Here is an 18850-nt window from a genome sequence, read left to right on the forward strand (position 1 = left end):
GACATGAAACAGACTTTATTAGCTATCGGATGCATTTTATATACCGGTCATGCAGCGGCCATCTCCGCGGGTGAATACATGGCAAAGGTTTCGGACTGTGTGGCTTGCCATACCGCCGAAGGTGGCCAACCGATGGCGGGAGGGAAAGCATTTTCCACGCCGCTTGGGAATATTTACGCCACCAACATTACGCCAGATAAAACCTCCGGTATTGGTCAGTATTCGTATGAAGATTTTGAGAAGGCAGTAAGGCAGGGGATTGCGAAAGATGGTCATCCACTCTATCCCGCAATGCCTTATCCCTCGTATGCCAGGATGTCCGATAAGGACATTCGCGATCTCTATGACTATTTCATGAAAGAGGTACCCGCCGCTGACGTGAAAAATAAAGAGAATGATATTCCATGGCTGCTCTCCGCCAGGTGGCCACTGCACATCTGGAATTGGTTATATGTTGAGGATGCTCATCCCGATAATGCAGCGCTAAAAACTACGGAGCAGGATAAAGAATTACTGACCCGTGGTGCTTATTTGGTTGAAGGTCCAGGCCATTGCGGTGCCTGTCATACGCCAAGAGGCGCATCAATGCAGGAAAAAGCCTATGATGGAACCAGCGATATTTACCTTAGTGGCGCAACAATTGATGGCTGGTATGCGCCATCACTACGAAATATCTCGATGTCAGCTGAGGAATTAAAAGATCTTCTGCGTGAGGGAAGAAGCCAGCATGGGGCAATATCGGGGCCAATGAGTGAAGTCGTTACGCAAAGTACGCAATATCTTACCGATGGTGATTTAGATGCTATTTCCTTTTATTTGCTGAACTTCAATCACAAAAACTCAACGCCCGTTGCAAAAGATGGCTCAATAACTTATTCACCGACGGATGGGAAAACACTCTATTCGATGTATTGTTCGACCTGCCATGGTGATGACGGTAAAGGCAAAGATTTTACGGTGCCTTCTTTAGTGAATAACTCAATAGTCACGGCGAAAGATCCAGCATCACTGATTTCGGTTATTTATCAAGGTGCGCAAACGCCGCAAACCAAGGGTAATATTTCCTTCAGAATGCCAGCATATAAAGATTCGATGTCAGTTGATGAAATGGCTAATGTGGTTAATTATGTGAGAGGGAATTGGGGGAGTGGTGCAACACATATCAGTAAGGATGATGTTGTGAAAATTAAAGAAGTGCAGAAATAATTATTTATTGCCTGAGTGGACGGTGTAATGGCTTATCCACTCAGGTAAACAGATCACTATGGCAACCAACTGTTAACGAATCGCCCTCCTCGTATTAACCAATATCAAGAAGGATATTGACATCTACATCAGCTAAATTTTTATTTATGGATAATTCTTTAATGTCGCTGGCTTGTGTGTCATCTTCAGCGCGCATAAGGTTGTGTGGCTCATCATCGATGATGGCAACGTTCAAGGTATTGGGTGTATATATTCTATATTGGCATTTTTATGAAAAAGTATTTATCTCTTTTATTTGTTATGTGTGCATTTCCAGCGTTTTATACTCATGCAAATGATAGCCTTGTGAATATAAAGAAAAATCACAAAATAACATTGAGCTATTCGTATAATGATTTCCCTTTCTCATATGTTGATAATGACAAGCCAGTAGGTATGGCGATTGATATATGTCGTGATGTTGTTGAACAGCTAGAAAAAGAGCTAAACATCCCTCATATTGAGATTAATTGGGTTGGGGAAAAACAGAACGTAACTTTACTAAAAGTAAAGGAACATACTGTTGATATGACATGTTCGGCAATTACCCGTACAGATTCACGCCTTAAAAGTTATAATTTCTCTAACCCCTATTTTATTACCACGACAGTGTTACTTTCTAAGAAAAAGGAATCTGTTCAGGAAGCAAGTCAATTGCGGGGTAAAACAATTGCAGCCGTTTCTGGTGGTTCCGCCATTGAGCGTGTTAACAAACTGAACCGTAAACTGGATTATTCGCTTCTGATGGTAACGACCCAAGATTTTGCTTCGGCTTTAACACTCCTCAAGTCTGAAAACGTCAAAATGTTAGCTAACGACGAGGTCTTACTCGCCGCATTTAAAGCTGGTGACCCCGAGAATTATGTCATCAGTTATGTCGACTTCGGCGATATGGATGCTTATGGCTTAATGATGGCAAAAGATTCCGTTGAATTAACCGGTCTGGTTAATCAATCTTTAGGCGAAGTTATCAACAGTGGAAAATACGTCGAACTGTATAACAAATGGTTTATGTCGCCCGTCCCGCCATTACAGCAAAATTTGCATATGCCAATGAGTAAAGTATTACAGCATTATGTGAAAGCAAGTGCGCCAGGCGCGACATACCGTGCGTCGTCACCTGAATAACTGCGGGTTGTCAAAATGTTAAGCTGTAAGGTACAAAAAATAACCAGCAGAAAGAATAAGCCAGGGGCCAAAGGCTACTGGCTGGTTTAGCTTTTGGCGTTTCAATAAATGCATAATTACCGCCGCCAATAAGCCACCCATAGCCGCAATCATGACTAATTGTGGCAAAACTTCCCAGCCTAACCAGGCACCAATAGCCGCCAATAATTTAGCATCGCCACCGCCAAGTGCGGCTCTCCCGGTCAATTTTGTGAAAATGACTGACAGCAACGCAAACGCCAGATAGCCGCACATAGCACCGACCACTGCATCCTGTAGGGTGACAAAGCAACCGTTAAAGTTCACCAGCAAACCACACCAAATTAAGGGTAGGGTGAGGGCATCGGGTAATAACATCGTCCGCGCATCTATAACAGCAAGCGTTAATAACACAGATATAAAAAACAAACTCGCCGCGAGCTGTATTCCAGGTGGCCATAACACTCCTGCAAAGACAAATAACGTAGCACAGGTTAATTCGACCAGCGGGTAGCGCACGGGAATGGGTTGCTGGCAGCAACGGCTTCTCCCGCGTAACAGGCACCAACTCACGATCGGTAGCAAATCACGGCGTAATATCGGATGCTGGCAAGAACAGCAGGTTGAGAGTGGCCAGCACAAATTATAGGTAGGCCGGGAAGGGGCTGGGATATTCAGCGTAAGCAAAGCCTCATCCTGCCACTGGTCGGCGAGCATTTTGGGTAAACGCCAGGCGACAACATTTAAAAAACTACCGATCAGTAACCCCAGAACACCCAGCATTGCGCCCCAGGTGATGGGGTAGAAAGAAGCTAGTTCAATTAACATCATCACCATCACCAGTCCGACAGTGCCGTTACGCGGAACGTTTGCCCTTCAAACGAGAAAATACTGTCATCAGGTTCAATTTTCATAAGCTTTACTCCGGCACCGACTGCGGCTCCCTCGTGGTAATCATTGCCGTTAAGATTGATAACGCTTTTGCCCGTTTCACTGGAGTACACGTGAGCATTGTATTTGATGGAAGGCATTCGCCGCCGAGCGTCTTCGGATAACTGCTCAAGGCCTGGATAGGTATCTTCATTCGCCATTTTTTCATCCGACACGACGCTGCCTGATTCTTCGACCTCTGGTGACTCCTCCTCTGGAACGGCTTCCGATTCTGCTTCTGGTTCGGCAGGCAAAGGCTGTGTGTTAAACGTCAGCGTGTTGTTGATAATGCGCCAGGGTTGAGTTGCCTGGTGTGGTACTTCAACTCTTTTGATAGTCGGCGGATTATGCAGGCTGTACCAGCCGTAGCAGGCAGCAGCCCCTGAGAGTGCCGCAAAGGTTAAGCACGAACACCAGGTTAAAATCAGAAACCCTTTAGCTGACAATCTCGAGTGTGGTTTGAGAGTAAGTGACAGGTTCATGGTTTCTCCTGCTGCGTCGTGTTGTTGGTCGCCTGGTCGCGGGCAGGAATCGTGCCATCAAGAGTGGGAATATCCAGTCCGGGCTGATTGCTCAGGCGCAGTAATGTTTGCTCTCCTGCAATCCCATCAGCAGGCAGGTGCTGCAGTTTTTGATATGCGAGGATTCCCGCCTGAATTTTTGCACTCTTTTCACTCACCGGCGTTTTTAATGCTGTCGTGAGTCGTTGAGCCACCCATTGAATATCTTCTGTCGGGCTATGATTGGTGACGTGAGTCACGCCGCTGGCAGGCATTTGCCAGATTAACGTGGCATCTTTTTGAAAGCGCTGATTAAGCCAGTCGAGGGAAACCTCCCATTCCTGGTTGGCGAAAAGAAGTGATGCCTTGCCATCGTTGACGTGGCTGAGCACCGCAAACCAGTGGCCAAAAGTCTTATCTTTGAGATGCACGACAGCGGGATAATTCAGGGAAACTAACTCACTTAACTCGCCAAAAGTGCGAAAGCAGCGCAGCCCAGCGGGGGATATTGTCTCGCATGGCGATATGTCATCCGTACTCTCATAACCCCAGGTTGCGCTCAGTAACGAAAAGGCATCACTCTGATTGCGGGCCTTATTTACAGCCGCCGCAAACGACGCCTGAGCTTTAGGGTCGGGTGCAATACTCACCGGAACTTTGACGGTGCGTACTTGCGGTTGCGGCAACCATCCCCACTGTTTCCAGCTAAACCCACCGACAACAAACACAAGCATGCAGGTCACGACGAGGGTCATGGCTCCGGGCATTCCGCCAATATCGACCCGCCCCGTGACCTTGTGAGCAGCTTGCGCGGCATGTGATGAGGTTATGCGCCAGCGCCTTTCCAAAGCTGCATCCACCAACATTTGCTCGCAAAGCCGATTGATAATGCGCGGAATACCTTTGCTGGTGCGCGTAATGACACTGACAGCACCACGCGAAAAGATAGGGTGCAAACAGCCCGCTTTTTGCAGGCGAAACCGCACTGCCGCGTCTACATCTTCGGCCGACAGCGGTGTGAGGAAATAGCGTGCTGTCACGCGTTGCTTAACCTGAACCAGGCTGGAGTGGTCGAGGTTATCTTCAAGTTCTGGTTGGCCGATAAGCACAATCGACAACAATTTTCTGTCGTCAGTTTCAATATTGGTCAGGGCGCACAGTGCTTCAAGCTGGGCCAGGGAGAGATGCTGCGCTTCATCGATTAGCAATACCGCCTGTTTTCGCCCCCTGTGGTTATGACGTAAAAAGGTCTCCAGATCGGTTTCTTCGGGCAGATGAAACGCACGGCAAATTTGCGTCATTAGCGCTATGGGGGAGTTTAACGGGGCAATCAAATATGCCGTTTCGGTTTCGACTCCCGCATGCAGGCAAATATGGCGAGTCAGGGTGGTTTTACCGGTGCCGGGTGAACCTATCAGGGTCATAAAACCACCTGATGCAATGGTGCGATGCAGCAGGTTCAGGGCTTCCCGATGCGCCGGGCTAAGATAGAGATAATCGGGGTCGGGCGAGAGCGTAAAGGGTGCCGCATTCAGCGCGAAAAAATCCTGGTACATGGTTCATGTTCCTCTTACAGGCGCTTACCAACGCCCTGATGTTTCGAAGGTATAACGGCCTTGTGATTCATGACCGGCACTTTGCGCCAGTAGCATCAATAACGCAGTCGGGAACGTAGGGCCGGGCGTGACCTCACCTTGCAAACGATACTGTTGTGCTCCCTGTAACAAGAGCTGCCCTTTGCTGTGAAGTTGTTCGGAGGTTTGCGTGATGTCGGCAAGCCATTGCTGGTTCACGCACTTGATGCGCAGGCGGGTATCGCCGGTATTCACAGTCGCGGCGATATCCACCAGGTTCCCATTACTCCAGCGCACGTCGGCTACCGCCTCAATACAGTTGCGAGGGGTAAAACGAAGCTGTGTCAGATGAGCGTTTATGTCGCCACTGAGTTCGGCTGAAAGTCGCATGGCATTGCCCAAAACCGCCGCCGGGAAACGCAGCGTAGCCTCCTGAATGCTCCATTCGCCGTTCCAGCCAACGATCCCGCGACCGTTAATCATGCGAGGATCCGCCAGTTCAAAATCTGCCGCGATCTTTCCCTCGAACAATCCCGCGCTACGCCAGTTCCAGCTAAGTGGGCCAACTTGTTGCTTGCCCAGCACTAAGGACTGCACCTGACCTTGCCAGAGCGTGCCGCTGGCGCCCAGTAATGAGACTCCCGCGGACAAAGGTAACCAGGCGATGACCAGGCGGGCGGGTATCATCAACATCAGCCCCAGCAGGTAACCCAGTAATAATGGCAGTAGCAAATATCGTCTTTTCATGAGCGGCTACGCCCGGATAGCACTAAACGCTCCACCTGCACATTGCCCTGGCCTTTATCGGTCAGTTCAACCTGCTGTGGGACGATGCCATATTGAAGTTCAAGGGTTTGTAGCCAGTTTGCCAGCGAAATAAAAGGCAGTGGCGTGGCGTATCTGATCTCCAGCGCATTGTCGTTTTGCGTCACTGGCGGGGCAGGCAGATGTGCATCGGTGCTGGTGCGGGTCATTACATCGGCCATATTGGTGACTGGCAGCGAAATCGCCGTTTTTTGCCCGATCTCACTTTGCATCTGGGCCAGCTGTGCCTTCATTTGCTCAAGACGCGACATTGCCGGGTGATTCTCTTTATGGCGTTTTGGTGTCTGGTTGAGATAAACCGTAATCGTGCCCGATCTGGTGTTTTCTTCAGCGATGCGCAGTGAGAATCCGGCGGGAATTCGCTGTTCGATAGCCTGTAATGCGATGGCCGATGTGCCTGAGAGTTGCGCTTGCAGCTCCGTTTGCGCAGCATCAAATTGCAATGTTTGCACGCGAACAGTAGAGGGAAGCATGCTATCAAGTGTTCGGGCTAAAGGCAGGAATTGGCTGTTTCGCTCCTCCATCTTCTTTTTAAATGCAAACCACGGGTCACTCACCGGTTTGCTACCCGGGAAGGCGTGGCGGTAGACAGCTGTCATCTGCTCCTGAAGCGCAGATTGCTGGTGGCTCAGGCTGAGACTCTCCAACCCACGGGCTGCAAGTACCATAACCAGGCTTGCGACCAGCAAATACACTGGCGTGCGCCACACACCAAAGCTGCCGGATTTATTCCTCTGTGGGCGATATGTGCCTTGCAGCAAGGAGACGGGCGGAAGATGGACCGCGCGCAGCGGCATGGTTTGTGTTGTGGTTTGCCACCCGGAGACTTGCGTTGCGGGTAAACAGGTTATCAATTCATCTTCAAGCACCATGCCTTGCCAGCGCGATTCACGAATCAGATGCTGTTTATCAAGTGACCAGCGATACCCACCTACAGTTTGCGGCAGCGCTAAAACATCAGGCAGCATCCGGCTGGCTTGCAAACCGGCCTCATCCAGCCAACGCAACCACTCCTGCATTAAGGTGTGTTCTACCGCGGCCAGATGAACTGATGGTGATTCGTGGGCAAGCACCGCCACATGCAATCGGGCCGGGTCTTCAACTACTTCATCTTCGAGTAGAAAAGGCAGCGCGTTGCGCGTTTTATGCGTCAGTCTTCCTGGCAAGTTGACGGAGCGCAGCACCAAATCGCAAGCTGGCACCAGCGCAATTACCTGGTTGCCATTGGCATATTCCTGCAAGCTTGCGAGCATTGCTGCATCGGGCACCTCGCCGGAAAACAACAGCCGATCGTCTGCGGAGAATAGCCACCAGAACATGGGTTGATGTGCATGGCTTGCGAGACGGATTAATAAAGTTTCACTCATGGCCAAACTCCCGTCTCACGACTGCGAACAATAACCTTGCGGTCGCTGGCGCGATAAAAATGGCTGATCATTCGGCTGTGTTGTTGTTGGTTTTCGATGGTGAGTGACGAAACAAAATAGTCACTGTTCACCGTAAGAGATCGAGAAATTTCGGGGCCGGCGATACGCTCATCGCCGCCAGGAATAAGGGCTAAAAACTCATCGACACTTTTCCAACCTTCCGTCGGGCGGCGTTTAATCAGCTCACGGGCTGACTGAACGGACAGGATATTCAGAAACAGTGCAGACAACAGCGGCGCCTGTGGCTCCTCAAGCGTGTTGATATTCACCGCAAGAGATCGCTCGGGAAGCGCGCAAACCAGTGGCTTGAGTGTCCGATATAACTCTCCACTTATACCTTTGACGGCACGTAATTCGCTCAGGTGTCTCATCGGTTGGTTAGCGGGCAAATAGGGCGGATTAAGCGCCATGTAGTCATGGTCTTCTGCTCCTAATAGTTGTGGGTCACTGTTAGCATCCAACCAATCCTCGACGGTCGCCGCGAGCTTCCGGGCGCGCAGGTTGTCTACCTCAATCCCCTGTAAAAGCGAGACAAATACCTGTTCGTGATACTGGGCCAGATTGTCCGGGTTATTCTCGTCATGGTTTTGTAGGCTGTTGAGATTAAAGCAGGCTTGCTCATCACGGATCTCAGCACGCAGTGCAACCTCGTTAATCGGCCAGACCTCTTGCTGTGTGGCCCAATACTGCGCTCGGGAGGTTTTTTGTGGGCTATCCATCATGTCCTGATATAACACTCGGGCGACGAATGCTTCACCTCCCAGAAGATACTCATGCATTTGTAATTGGCTCAGTAGCGTATGGCTGCGCTGCCACATCTGCCGGTAACGGGCCGTCATTTGCGAAGCCAGAAGAGCCATAACAGAAAGCAAAAGTAAGACGACAAGCAAAGCCATACCTCTTTGATATTTCATTGGGCATTCTCACTTGCGGCCAGCAGAAAGCGCCGCGTAATGAGACCGTAATCGGGTAAGTCCAGCGTGACTTCTACCGCTTGTGGCAGTTCGCGCACCGCCGTCCATTGTGTTAACCAGCGGCCGTCGCGGTAATAACGCAGGCGGAATTGCCGCACCGACTTCAGCACCACAGTTTGGTTAGGCTCGGTGCCCGGTAGGTTATCCGGGTAACGCCATGTCACTCGTTCAAGTTGTGAATCCTGTAAACGCCAGCCCAACTTTTGCAGTTCGCTACGGCGCAGGCGGGCATCGGGATTAAACCAACCGCTGCGGGTAAACATCACGCCATCACCTTTGCTTTGCAGCAGGCCATTGGCTGCGCTAAACACCGTGTTCCCCGGAGCGCCCGCCTCACGCACGGTGCGTGGGAAGCTCTGGATAAAGTCATTTTCCAGTTGCTGCATGGCAAAACTGAGCTCGGTCAGCCGTGAGATCTTCGCCTGGGTCACGGCGTTGTTACGTAATACACCCTGAAATACCGCCTGAGCCGTGAGGGTTAGTAGGGCGAAAATCACCAATGCGACCAGCACTTCCAAAAGCGTAAAACCCCGCTGATTGCTGTTCATGGCTGACGGAAAAAATAGCTACGCAGTTGAATGCGCGGATCGTCGTTCGGCGTGCTACGCACCTGGATTTCAACGGCGCGTAATAATGGATCTCTTGTTGTCTCTCCCAGGCGTTGCCAGTACCAGTTACGCCCTGCGAACGGCTCTTTTCCGGAAACCTTTTCCAGTGCTGGCCAACCTCCAGCCAGGCGCAGATCGACCATCTGATTTTCCGCTACCCAACTGCCAAACAAGCTTTCTTCCATAGATTGCAGTGCCATCATTTGGCTACTGAGGCTGTTCATTAATGCAAGGCTGGCGCCGGCAAAAATGACCATTGCCACCATCACTTCCAGTAATGTCATTCCGCGTTGCTTCATGGTGTGGTGTCCGTAGCATAAACCAGCTGCACTTCACCGGCTTCGCTGACGATTAATGTCGCGATGGCCTTTTTTTGCGCGAAGGCGCGCAGCTCAAAAGGGGTGACTTCACCACCGGGAAACAGCAGCAACTGCGGCTTATCGTCCCGTTCATCTGTTGGTGATTCGTCAAGCAGCAGATCCTGTTGCGTCAGCTGTAATGTGATGGTTTCGCCATCAGGTTGCTCCACGGCTAATATCACCCGCCAGCCGTGAGAACTGCTGAGATCCTGCACCATAAATTGATAGCCGTGAGCCTTGATGCTCAGGCCCAATAATGAACCCTGAGCCATCGCTTCCATGCGTTGCACTGGAATGGCATCGGCAAGCCGGGCCAGCATTTCGCGCCCCTGTTTTTGGGGGGAGTTTGCCGGTAGCGCCATCACAACCAGGCTTGATGCCGTAGCGATGATTGCCACGACCAGCATCATTTCGATGAGCGTAAATCCCCGGTTGCTCGTAGCCCTGCTCATTAGCTTTTGGCTCCGCTCATATCCCAGTTGCCAATATCGTCATCGTTGCCCGCTTGCCCATCAGGGCCTGCGGAAAAGATATCAACCGAGCCATGCTCGCCGGGGCTGACCAGTTGATAAGCGTTTTGCCATGGATCTTCCGGAAGGCGTTTTATATAGCCATTCTGTTTGTAGTTTTTCGGCACCGGTGCGGCTTCCGGTTTGTTGAGTAGCGCATCTAAACCCTGTTCGGTGGTGGGGTAGCGCCCATTGTCGAGGGTGTACATATCCAGCGCATTTTCGAGTGCCACGATATCGGTGACCGCTTTTTGTCGGTCGGCCTGATTTTTATTACCCATCAGATTCGGTACCACAATGCTGGCAAGAATCCCGAGGATGACGATCACCACCATAATTTCCAGCAAGGTAAAACCTTGCTGCTGAGGCTTATGCATAACGACTCCTTTTCAATGACTGATCATGTTATTTAGTTGCAAAATAGGTTCGAGAATTGCCAGCACGATAAACAGCACTACGCTTGCCATACTGACCACCAGCAGTGGTTCGAACAGGCTCAGTGCGAGGGTCATCTCTTGCTGTAACGCGTTATCCTGGTTGTCAGCTGCACGAGACAACATGCTATCCAGGGTGCCGCTTCGTTCGCCGGAGGCAATCATATGCAGCATCATCGGTGGGAACAGGCGCGTCTGTTCTAAGGCTCCGCGCAAGGTGCTGCCTTCGCGTACTCGTTGTTGGGCAAGATTGATGCGTAGACGCGCTTCAGCGTTTTGCAGCACTTCACCACTGATCTGCATGGCATCCAGTAGCGGCACGGTGCTGGCATTGAGAATGCTGAGTGTGCTGGCAAAACGGGCGGTATTGGTGGCCCGGCTAAGCCTCCCGGCTATCGGTAAACGCAGCACTAAATTGTGATAATGCAGGCGATTTGCCGGGGTTTTTAACCAGCGACGCCAGTAAAGTGCCGCACCGGTTATGGCAACCAGAAAAAGCACGCCAAAACGTTGCAGCATTTCGCTGCATCCCATCAGCAGGCGGGTACTGAGCGGCAGTTCCTGTTTCATGTGGACAAACTGCTCCACCACATTAGGGACGACCGTCACCAGTAAGATGGCGATGACACCTACAGCCACCACGGTAAGAACACAGGGGTAAACCATCGCCTGGCGCAGCTTGTTTTGCATCTGCTGACGCTGCTCGGTGTAATTTGCCAGCCGCATTAATACATCATCGAGGTGGGAAGACTTTTCACCAGCCGCCACCATGGCGCAGTAAAGGTCATCGAAGGCGGCAGGGCTCGCAGCCATGCTTTTTGCCAGCGTTTGCCCTTCAAGGACACGACCACGCACGCCGTTAATCACACTCTGGATGCGGGCTTTTTCCGTCTGGCGCGAGACCACATTCAGGGCTTCCTCCAGCGGAATTGCCGATCCCAGAAGCGTGGCAAGCTGGCGAGTAAACAGGGTTAATTCACTTTTGCGCATTCCCGGCGCGCGGCGGAAATAAAAATGACGGGAGGCGCTTGTTGATGCGCCCACTTCGCTAATTGAGACAGGCAGTAATTGCCTTTCGCGCAGTTGTTGACGAGCGTGACGGACGGAGTCTGCCTCGAGCGAACCTTGTTTTGACTTGCCTTTACTGTCCAGCGCCTGCCAGCGGAAATCAGCCATGATTATTCCTCCCGGCTCACGCGGAGCACTTCTTCGAGCGACGTCACGCCTTGCCGCACCTTTTCCAGACCGTCATCGCGCAAGGCCGGTGTACTGATGCGAATAAGCGCTTCCAGCTCATCCTCCGTAGCATCGTGGTTAAGCGCTTTGCGAACGGATTCATCGATAACAACCAATTCGTGTAGGGCGGTGCGCCCGCGATAGCCGGTGTGGTTGCAGCATTCACCGCCGACCGGTTGCCATATGTGGGTAACATCGCTGCCAAAGCCGTAACGCAGGCGTTGTTGTTCATCCAACAATTGCGGGGTTTTGCAGTGCAGGCAGAGTGTGCGCACCAGGCGTTGGGCAAGCACTGCCGTAAGTGAAGAGGCGAGCAAAAACGGCTCCACGCCCATATCTCGCAAGCGAGCAATGGCACCAATGGCACTGTTGGTATGCAGCGTCGAGAAGACTAAATGCCCGGTCAATGAGGCCTGAACGGCAATCTTCGCGGTTTCGGTATCACGGATTTCGCCGATCATCACCACATCCGGGTCCTGACGTAGAATTGCGCGCAACCCCCTGGCAAAAGTCATATCGACTTTGTTATTGACCTGCGTCTGGCCGATGCCATCGAGGTCGTATTCGATGGGGTCTTCCACCGTCAAAATATTGCGCTCGTGGTTATTAATTTCAGATAGCGCGGCATAAAGAGTGGTGGACTTACCCGAACCCGTTGGGCCAGTGACCAGAATAATGCCATATGGCTTACGTACCAGTGTGTACATGGTCTGCTGTAAACCCGCTGACATACCCAAATGAGAGAGCGCCAGATGGACGGTGTTTTTATCCAGCAGGCGCAGCACGACCCTTTCCCCGTGGCTGGAAGGCAGCGTTGAGACACGGACATCGACGGCCCGCCCACCGATGCGCAGGCTAATACGTCCATCCTGCGGAACACGTTTCTCGGCAATATCGAGACGTGCCATGATTTTGATGCGTGAGATAAATACCGCCGCCAGCTGGCGCTGGGGCTGGATAACCTCACGTAAAACGCCATCGACACGAAAGCGAATCGCAAGCCGGGACTCGTAGGTTTCAATATGAATATCGGAGGCACCAAGTTTTATCGCCTCGCCCAGCATGGCGTTAATCAGGCGAATTATCGGCGCGTCATCCTCCATATCGAGCAGGTCCTGCGTACCAGGCAGCTGCCCGGCGAGGTCGCTAAAACTCACATCGTTACCCAAATCCTCCATTAACTGGCGCGCTTCGCTACCATCGCGTTGATACTCTTTGATCAAGAGTTGCTCAAATTGCGCTGCGGCGACGGCGTTAACCGAAAATGACTGGCGCATGACACGACGTATTTCCAGCAGGATTTGTGGCCTGAGTTCGCCATGATGTATCAGCACTGGCGTCTCATTTTGCCACTGCACCAGCACGCCGTGATCGCGGGCAAAGCTAAAGGGGAGCTTTACCCATTTTCGCTCCTCACTCATTGAAGAAGCCTCCGCGCGGTCGGGCACCCGGTGTTGCAGGCAGAGTCAGGTCAGGGGTGGGGAGGGCGAGAGGATCACGATTGAGACGATCGGATTTTTGTTCATCACGGAACTGGCGATATTTTTCATTGGAGACGCCGTTATAACTGGCGCCATCGCGCAGGATGACCGGATGAATGAACACCATCAGGTTTTGTTTGCTGGTGCTGGTGCTGTTGTAGCGGAACAGATAACCGAGCAGCGGAATATCACCGAGGATCGGTACTTTGCTGACGCTCTCGGTGGTTTGGTTGTTCAGCAAGCCGCCGAGCACCACGGTTTCGCCGCTTCTGACCATTACCGCATTGTTGATGGTGCGGGTGTTAAACGTGGCACCCAGATCGCTCCCGGCCGAAGATGAATCAACGGAACTGGCGGAGGCCACGCTTGAAACCTCCTGCTCAATATTAAGCAGCACGCTTTCACCGTCATTAATCTGCGGGATAACCTTGAGCTTAGTGCCCACCGTTTTGCGCTCGACAGTGTTGTACACGCTGCCGGTTGTACTGGCCTGGCTGCCGGTAATGACCGGGACTTCCTGGCCAACGTTTATGGCCGCTTCTTTGTTATCGAGCGTAACGATGCTTGGCGTGGCGAGAATATTGCTGCGTGAGTTGTTGGCAAGTGCTGTAACCAGCCCGCCCCAATTACCGTTATAAAAACCGGCGGCGATACCGTTAAAACTACTGAGTAAGGCAGCACTGCCAGACGAGCCGTTTTTCCGGTTTTCGGCGGCGACCACGGCGCTTATCGGCAGCCCGGTGCTGGTAAATTGGGTTGCGCCACCATTTTCGTTAAACCACTGCACGCCGAAATTGAGCGCGTCGCCATCCTGCATTTCTACAATGACTGCCTCAATCAACACCTGGGCGCGGCGGATATCGAGACGATTGATGATTTGTTCCAGCGCCTGCATGGCATCAGGCTGCGTGGTAATAACCAGTGAGTTGGTTTGTTCATCGGCAACAATGCTGACCTCTTTGCCGTTAAATGTACTGCTGCTGGCACCGGCACCCGTGCTGGCAGGCGCGGTTTCACCTTTGGCTGGTTGGGATGGCGATGAATTTGCACCGCTCAGGACCGCAACCAGGTTTTTCGCTTGGGCGTATTTAAGATAAAAAACGCGAGTGTTCCCCTGGTTTTGCTCTTCACGGTCAAGCTGACGGGCGATAGTGATTAAGTGCTGGCGTCCCTGCGCGCTGCCGGAAATCACCACGCTATTGGTACGTTCATCAGCCACCACGTTCGGTGCCAGACCGCTGCCTTTACGGTCGTTTTTGTTCAAGCCATTAAGGATTAAACCCATCTCACGTGCAGAGGCGTACTTTAATTTAATGATGTCCGATCGCTGATTACCGGCTGAATCTACGCGGCGCACAATTTCTGCCAGACGATTCACAACCGCCGCACGTCCGGTCACCAGCAGCACATTGGCGGATTCGTAATGCACCACATTTCCGGCCCCGGCGTTATCGTTAAGCTGGCGCAAAAGTGGGGCGAGCTCTTTCACATCGACGTTTGAAACTGGAATAACGCGCGTCACCACTTCGTCTCCGGTTCCCGCATGGTAATCATCGGCCAGCGGGATAGCTGCGGTTTTGGCATTGGCGGCTTTCACCACCTTCAGCACGCCACTGGCTCCTGGCACTACGGCGAAACCGTACACATCCAGCACACTCAGGAAGAACTGGTAGTACTGCTCATCATTGAGCGAGTCATAGCTACGAACGTTGACGACACCGCGCACGGCGGGATCGATAATGATGGTTTTATGCAGGTTTTTACTGACGATATTAATAAATTCCTGAATATCGGTACTTTTGAAACTGGCGCTGTAATTGGCTCCCCAGGCAGCAGGCAAGAGAGCCATCAGCAGAGTGAGGCTCTGGGCAATTCTTGTTATTTGTAATGACATACCCAACCTTACTTTATTGATAAATCTACAAAAATGTTCTTCTCGGCATCATCGCGCATAATAGTGATATCAAGCTGCGTCAATGTGCTGAGTTGGCCCATAAACTTTGCGGCTTCTTGCGGCTCGCGTAGGTCAAAGCCATTGATGGCGACTGCCAAATCGTTGGGCTGTAATCCACTTTGCTGAAAAAGCGTGGCCTCTTTGCCTGGATTGAGGCGATATCCCTGCATCACGCCGTCTTTGTTCACCGGTGTGATTGCCACCATCTCCAGCAATTTTTTCGGCTCTTTCAGTAACTGATTCCGGGTAGTCGCAAGTGTGTCAGGTACGCTTGCGGCTGCGTCGTCATACAACCGTAGGATTTCATGCTGCCCCCCGTTAAGCAGTTCAACATGGTCATCTTTAATCGCGACAACACTCGCCTGTGTTCCGTTGATAACATCATGAATACCGTAACTATTTTGATGTCCACCTTGCTCAATAATCACCAGTGAACTTTCTGATGAGCTACTGACTATCACCCCGGTCAGTCGTACTTTTAGCGAGGAGAGTGTTGCCACTTGTGCGATCTCTTTATCCCCGCCTGGGAATAGCGTCTTGAACCTGATTTCAGCAGGTGTGGCCTGCGGGTTAGCGTTGTGTGCCTGAGCCGGAATTGGTGTTTGCGGATAAAGCATTTCACCAATACGCCATGTAGCGACAGCCAACTGATAGCCAAGACCACAGAGCAATACCACTGTCACCATCTGCGCTAAAAATGGCCGAGAAATACTCAGCCTGAACACCGGTTTACTCATTAACACTGATTGCCTTATTAACCAGGGCGAGAACGAACTCGCCCTGGATTGACTTACTGACTTACGGTGACAAAATCAGCGGCGTTCACACCCGCCGGTAGTGCAAGCGCACCCGGAGTGGTGTTGCTGACTACAATTTCCTCGCTAACGTTGAAGGTCACAGGTTCACGACCCGTTACATCGGAGGAAGGAGACACCCAGGCCTTGTAGGTGCCAGGCTCAACAATCCACTGGTTCTTTTGCGGGTCAAAGCTTGCCAGCGTTTTGGCAGGGATAGTGAAGGTCAGCTTCTGGCTGGCACCGGGTTGCAGGCTGTCTGTTTTGCTGAAAGATTTAAGCTCAAGAGCCGGTTTTTTCAGCTTAACTTCTGGTGCGTTGATATAGACCTGGGCTGCTTCTTTCCCGGCTACGTTGCCGGTGTTGGTCACCGAAACGCTGAACGTGATGCCACCTTTTGCGCCATTACTCAGGGTGTTCGACTCGACTGCCGCGCCGTCATAACCAAAGGTGGTGTAAGAAAGGCCGTAGCCGAACGGCCAGGCAACCGGTTTGCTGAAGGTGCTGTAGTAGCGGTAGCCCACGTAGATGTCATCGTTATAAGAGATTTCATCTGGTGTGCCGTCGCCGTTGGTGTCTTTGCCCGGGAAGGTGGTTGCGGAAGGGACATCGGCATAAGACTGCGGAATGGTTTGTGCCAGTTTGCCACCAGGGTTGACGACGCCTGAGAGCACGTCGGTGATGGCAAAGCCCGCTTCCTGGCCTGGCAGATACGACAGCAAAATGGCATCGACTTTATCGGCCCACTCGCTGGTATCGACGATGGCAGAGACATCCAGCACGACAACCACTTTCTTGCCTGCAGCATGGAATGCATCAGACGTATTCTGAATCAAATTGAGTTCATTTTCGGTCAGCAGGTAGTCGCCACGTGTATTGGTGCGGTCCACACCTTCACCCGCGATTCGCCCGATAGTGATCAGTGCTGCATCATTGTTCTGCGCAGCACTTTCAACCACTGCCGGGTCAATTGCCGGGTCGTCACAGGTAAAGTAGGTGCCGATCGAGGCCACAAAGCCCGGGTGCTCAACTTTATTTTGCGCGTAGTAATCGCGATAGAATGAGGTTAGCGACTCATCAACGGTGTACTGCTGTTGCAGGCCTTCGGAAAGCATAATGGTCGCTTCATTGTTAACCTGGCCGCTACCTGTGCCACCTTTGATAGTTTCAATCTGGCTAACCCCAAAGCTTGCGAGCTTCAAACGCGGTGTTAATGGCAGCGCCTGGTTGTCATTTTTTAACAACACCATGCTCTCTGCCGCAGCCTGGCGTGCCAGTACTCGGTGCTGTTCGAGGTCAGGTTTATTGGACGCGGCGTAGTTGTTATAAGAAGGGGACTGGAAGACTTGCGAGAGAATATGTTCCACGTTAACCGTGACATCTGCTTCGCTAATATCCCCCTTTTTATAAGAGTCTTTCAGTGCGGCCAGCACACCAGTATTGTTGAAAGCACCGGTTACCGGGTCGGTAAATCCACCAGGTTCAATCAGGTCATTACCCGCTTTTAGCTGTTTCCAGCCGGTCAGTTCTGGAGTCCCGGCGAGCCAGTCGGACATTACCAGCCCTTTAAAATCCCACTCATTACGCAAAATATCGGTCAGCAGGTCGCGGCGTTCGTTGGTGTAAGTACCGTTCAGTTTGTTATATGACGACATCACCGCCCACGGCTGCGCTTCTTCTACGGCTATCTGGAAACCGCGCAGATAAATCTCACGCATTGCGCGCGGCGAAACGATGGTATCGATGGAGTTACGGTTGGTTTCTGAGTTGTTGGCAACAAAGTGCTTAATGGTGGTGCCGACTTCATTTGACTCCACACCGTCAACCATAGCGGCGGCAATTTTCCCGCTCAGCAATGGGTCTTCAGAGTAATATTCAAAATTACGCCCGTTCAGCGGGTTACGTTGAATATTCATACCTGGTGCGAGAATAAAGTCGACGCCATATTCTTTAATTTCTTCGCCCATCGCTTTACCCACTTGAGCCACTAATTTTGTGTCCCAGGATGAAGCCAGCAAAGAACCAATTGGCCAGGCAGTGGCATAGAAAGTTTCAGAACTACCGTTTCGAGTACTATTAATACGCAATCCAGCGGGACCATCGGCTAATTTTGCCGCAGGAATATCCAGCTTGTCGCTTTTTACGCCATTGATATAACCAGCAACACCGGATACATCATTTTTATTATTGGTTGCCGGATATTCGCCATTGCCAAGATCCATTCCTGGCCCGACCACCATATTAAGCTTTTCTTCAACGCTCATTTTACCGGCGGCTTCTTTGGCCATTTTTTGGTAATACGCGGCGTCTTTTACTTGCGAGACAGGCGGTTCTTCCTGGTTGTCGTCATCATCGTCGTCATTACAACCAGAAACCATCCCGGCTAATGCCAGGGTGAGACAGATTGTCAGGGTATTCAATTTTGATTTAACGCTTAAGGATTCCATTGTTATTGGCCTTATTTATGTAGGGTATATATCCAGGTTTCGCAAAGGTAAGTACATCAACAGCAGCGGAATAATAACCAGATAAATGGCGGGCGACTTTGCAATGGAAAGCTAATTCTGTGCTCCTGGGAGCAGGGCGTTTTTTTGTGAGTGGTATCTCAAAATAATGCAGGGTGCTACAATACATTAACATTACAAAAACAATATTAACGTTCAACTTTGTGCAAGGTCCACATGCTTACCAGAAGCGTATCTAATTCAATATATAGGACAAGTCTTAATAATTTACGTCAAAAAGGAATTGACACAAATAACTTGTTAGGGGGCCTGGGTTTGTCAACTCATGAAATAGACAAACCCTACGGGCGTATTACTGAACATAACCATTATCAATTGATGGCAAAAAT

At 51.2% G+C, this 18850-nt stretch carries 17 protein-coding genes; 2 read left to right on the forward strand and 15 right to left on the reverse strand.

Annotated features, from left to right (window positions below; all coding sequences use genetic code 11):
- Positions 1–3: 3 nt before the first annotated feature.
- Both LVQ76_RS03485 and LVQ76_RS03490 read left to right on the forward strand, forming a co-directional pair.
- Positions 4–1206 (forward strand): cytochrome c, encoded by a 1203-nt coding sequence (locus LVQ76_RS03485; protein ID WP_232920983.1) that lies wholly within the window; start codon positions 4–6, stop codon positions 1204–1206.
- 270 nt (positions 1207–1476) lie between these two features.
- The gene (locus LVQ76_RS03490; protein WP_232920984.1) at positions 1477–2373 is read left to right on the forward strand and encodes a transporter substrate-binding domain-containing protein; all 897 of its coding nucleotides are present in this window, start codon (positions 1477–1479) and stop codon (positions 2371–2373) included.
- Between the two features lie 18 nt (positions 2374–2391).
- On the opposite strand, the gene LVQ76_RS03495 is transcribed toward LVQ76_RS03490, so the two are convergent.
- From LVQ76_RS03495 to LVQ76_RS03565, 15 genes are read right to left on the reverse strand one after another with little or no spacing between them, the layout of a single operon-like run.
- Entirely contained in the window at positions 2392–3222 is an 831-nt protein-coding gene (locus LVQ76_RS03495) for a prepilin peptidase (RefSeq protein WP_232920985.1), read from the reverse strand.
- A gap of 5 nt (positions 3223–3227) precedes the next feature.
- Entirely contained in the window at positions 3228–3803 is a 576-nt protein-coding gene (locus LVQ76_RS03500) for a general secretion pathway protein GspB (protein WP_232920986.1), read from the reverse strand.
- Positions 3800–5377, reverse strand: coding sequence for an ExeA family protein (locus LVQ76_RS03505; RefSeq protein ID WP_232920987.1), 1578 nt, complete (start codon positions 5375–5377; stop codon positions 3800–3802). The genes LVQ76_RS03500 and LVQ76_RS03505 overlap by 4 nt, the downstream gene beginning before the upstream one ends.
- Positions 5378–5401: 24 nt before the next feature.
- Positions 5402–6142, reverse strand: a complete 741-nt coding sequence (locus LVQ76_RS03510) for a type II secretion system protein N (protein WP_232920988.1) — start codon at positions 6140–6142, stop codon at positions 5402–5404.
- A complete protein-coding gene (gspL, locus tag LVQ76_RS03515) occupies positions 6139–7587 on the reverse strand; it encodes a type II secretion system protein GspL (RefSeq protein ID WP_232920989.1) in 1449 nt (482 codons plus the stop codon). Before gspL ends, LVQ76_RS03510 begins: the two co-directional genes overlap by 4 nt.
- Positions 7584–8561 carry a type II secretion system minor pseudopilin GspK gene (gene gspK / locus LVQ76_RS03520; RefSeq protein ID WP_232920990.1) on the reverse strand — a complete coding sequence of 326 codons (978 nt, stop codon included), beginning with the start codon at positions 8559–8561 and terminating at the stop codon, positions 7584–7586. Before gspK ends, gspL begins: the two co-directional genes overlap by 4 nt.
- Positions 8558–9169, reverse strand: coding sequence for a type II secretion system minor pseudopilin GspJ (gene gspJ, locus LVQ76_RS03525; protein ID WP_232920991.1), 612 nt, complete (start codon positions 9167–9169; stop codon positions 8558–8560). Before gspJ ends, gspK begins: the two co-directional genes overlap by 4 nt.
- A complete protein-coding gene (gene gspI / locus LVQ76_RS03530; RefSeq protein WP_232863476.1) occupies positions 9166–9528 on the reverse strand; it encodes a type II secretion system minor pseudopilin GspI in 363 nt (120 codons plus the stop codon). The genes gspJ and gspI overlap by 4 nt, the downstream gene beginning before the upstream one ends.
- Positions 9525–10040, reverse strand: coding sequence for a type II secretion system minor pseudopilin GspH (gene gspH, locus LVQ76_RS03535; protein ID WP_232920992.1), 516 nt, complete (start codon positions 10038–10040; stop codon positions 9525–9527). The genes gspI and gspH overlap by 4 nt, the downstream gene beginning before the upstream one ends.
- Complete coding sequence (gene gspG / locus LVQ76_RS03540; protein WP_154148895.1) at positions 10040–10474, reverse strand: type II secretion system major pseudopilin GspG; 435 nt, start codon at positions 10472–10474, stop codon at positions 10040–10042. The genes gspH and gspG overlap by 1 nt, the downstream gene beginning before the upstream one ends.
- 12 nt (positions 10475–10486) lie before the next feature.
- Positions 10487–11707, reverse strand: a complete 1221-nt coding sequence (gene gspF / locus LVQ76_RS03545; RefSeq protein WP_232920993.1) for a type II secretion system inner membrane protein GspF — start codon at positions 11705–11707, stop codon at positions 10487–10489.
- A 2-nt stretch (positions 11708–11709) separates the two neighbouring features.
- The gene (gspE, locus tag LVQ76_RS03550; protein ID WP_232920994.1) at positions 11710–13188 is read right to left on the reverse strand and encodes a type II secretion system ATPase GspE; all 1479 of its coding nucleotides are present in this window, start codon (positions 13186–13188) and stop codon (positions 11710–11712) included.
- A complete protein-coding gene (gene gspD, locus LVQ76_RS03555) occupies positions 13181–15142 on the reverse strand; it encodes a type II secretion system secretin GspD (RefSeq protein WP_370640060.1) in 1962 nt (653 codons plus the stop codon). The genes gspE and gspD overlap by 8 nt, the downstream gene beginning before the upstream one ends.
- 8 nt (positions 15143–15150) lie before the next feature.
- Entirely contained in the window at positions 15151–15939 is a 789-nt protein-coding gene (gene gspC / locus LVQ76_RS03560) for a type II secretion system protein GspC (RefSeq protein WP_232920995.1), read from the reverse strand.
- A gap of 53 nt (positions 15940–15992) precedes the next feature.
- Complete coding sequence (locus LVQ76_RS03565) at positions 15993–18443, reverse strand: beta-glucosidase (RefSeq protein ID WP_232920996.1); 2451 nt, start codon at positions 18441–18443, stop codon at positions 15993–15995.
- Between the last annotated feature and the right edge of the window lie 407 nt (positions 18444–18850).

Origin of the sequence: Buttiauxella cochleicola (assembly GCF_021283185.1) — a bacterium.
GTDB lineage: Bacteria > Pseudomonadota > Gammaproteobacteria > Enterobacterales > Enterobacteriaceae > Buttiauxella > Buttiauxella massiliensis.

Excerpts from the sequence above, each read along its gene's own strand:
- gspJ (WP_232920991.1), bottom strand. The coding sequence starts at position 9,169 with ATGAACAGCAATCAGCGGGGTTTTACGCTTTTGGAAGTGCTGGTCGCA.
- gspC (WP_232920995.1), bottom strand. The coding sequence starts at position 15,939 with ATGAGTAAACCGGTGTTCAGGCTGAGTATTTCTCGGCCATTTTTAGCG.
- gspL (WP_232920989.1), bottom strand. The coding sequence starts at position 7,587 with ATGAGTGAAACTTTATTAATCCGTCTCGCAAGCCATGCACATCAACCC.
- LVQ76_RS03485 (WP_232920983.1), top strand. The coding sequence starts at position 4 with ATGAAACAGACTTTATTAGCTATCGGATGCATTTTATATACCGGTCAT.
- LVQ76_RS03500 (WP_232920986.1), bottom strand. The coding sequence starts at position 3,803 with ATGAACCTGTCACTTACTCTCAAACCACACTCGAGATTGTCAGCTAAA.
- LVQ76_RS03490 (WP_232920984.1), top strand. The coding sequence starts at position 1,477 with ATGAAAAAGTATTTATCTCTTTTATTTGTTATGTGTGCATTTCCAGCG.
- LVQ76_RS03510 (WP_232920988.1), bottom strand. The coding sequence starts at position 6,142 with ATGAAAAGACGATATTTGCTACTGCCATTATTACTGGGTTACCTGCTG.
- gspG (WP_154148895.1), bottom strand. The coding sequence starts at position 10,474 with ATGCATAAGCCTCAGCAGCAAGGTTTTACCTTGCTGGAAATTATGGTG.
- gspK (WP_232920990.1), bottom strand. The coding sequence starts at position 8,561 with ATGAAATATCAAAGAGGTATGGCTTTGCTTGTCGTCTTACTTTTGCTT.
- gspF (WP_232920993.1), bottom strand. The coding sequence starts at position 11,707 with ATGGCTGATTTCCGCTGGCAGGCGCTGGACAGTAAAGGCAAGTCAAAA.
- LVQ76_RS03495 (WP_232920985.1), bottom strand. The coding sequence starts at position 3,222 with ATGATGTTAATTGAACTAGCTTCTTTCTACCCCATCACCTGGGGCGCA.
- gspI (WP_232863476.1), bottom strand. The coding sequence starts at position 9,528 with ATGAAGCAACGCGGAATGACATTACTGGAAGTGATGGTGGCAATGGTC.
- LVQ76_RS03565 (WP_232920996.1), bottom strand. The coding sequence starts at position 18,443 with ATGGAATCCTTAAGCGTTAAATCAAAATTGAATACCCTGACAATCTGT.
- gspE (WP_232920994.1), bottom strand. The coding sequence starts at position 13,188 with ATGAGTGAGGAGCGAAAATGGGTAAAGCTCCCCTTTAGCTTTGCCCGC.
- gspH (WP_232920992.1), bottom strand. The coding sequence starts at position 10,040 with ATGAGCAGGGCTACGAGCAACCGGGGATTTACGCTCATCGAAATGATG.
- LVQ76_RS03505 (WP_232920987.1), bottom strand. The coding sequence starts at position 5,377 with ATGTACCAGGATTTTTTCGCGCTGAATGCGGCACCCTTTACGCTCTCG.
- gspD (WP_370640060.1), bottom strand. The coding sequence starts at position 15,142 with ATGTCATTACAAATAACAAGAATTGCCCAGAGCCTCACTCTGCTGATG.